This window comes from Pseudomonas protegens, assembly GCF_003732485.1.
GTDB lineage: Bacteria > Pseudomonadota > Gammaproteobacteria > Pseudomonadales > Pseudomonadaceae > Aquipseudomonas > Aquipseudomonas protegens_B.
This window is the reverse complement of the sequence record NZ_MOAK01000087.1, coordinates 75,229-75,866: the sequence shown is the minus strand read 5'-3', so window position 1 is coordinate 75,866 and position 638 is coordinate 75,229. Positions and strand designations below refer to the sequence as shown.

Genomic DNA, 638 nt, shown 5'->3' with positions numbered 1-638 from the left:
CTGCTTGGGCGACAGGTACTTGACCGCAATGTTGATCTTCTCGTCCTCGGTGTAGCCCGGCAGACGAATCACCTCCATACGATCCAGCAATGCCGGAGGAATATTCATCGAGTTGGAGGTGCAAAGGAACATCACATCGGACAGGTCGTAGTCGACTTCCAGATAGTGATCGTTGAAGTTGTGGTTCTGCTCAGGATCCAGAACCTCCAGCAATGCCGACGCCGGATCACCGCGCATATCACTGCCCATTTTGTCGATTTCATCGAGCAGGAACAGCGGGTTGCGAACGCCAACCTTTGTCATCTTTTGAATCAATCTTCCTGGCATCGAACCGATGTAAGTCCGACGATGCCCACGGATTTCCGCTTCATCACGTACGCCACCCAGAGCCATACGTACAAACTTGCGGTTGGTCGCGTTGGCGATCGACTCTGCAAGGGAGGTCTTACCTACCCCAGGAGGACCGACGAGGCACAACACCGGACCACGAATCTTCTTCACGCGCTTCTGCACAGCGAGGTATTCGAGAATCCGCTCTTTGACTTCTTCCAGGCCATAGTGGTCGGCGTCGAGAATATCCTCGGCGCGCGCCAGGTCGAGACGCACCTTGCTTTGGGCCTTCCACGGCACTTGAACCA

1 protein-coding gene is annotated in these 638 nt (G+C 55.0%); it reads right to left on the bottom strand.

Annotation, left to right across the window (positions count from 1 at the left end; genetic code table 11):
- Window positions 1–638: AAA family ATPase (locus BLX41_RS36780; RefSeq protein ID WP_259745411.1), on the bottom strand; the 638-nt coding region annotated here is incomplete at both ends.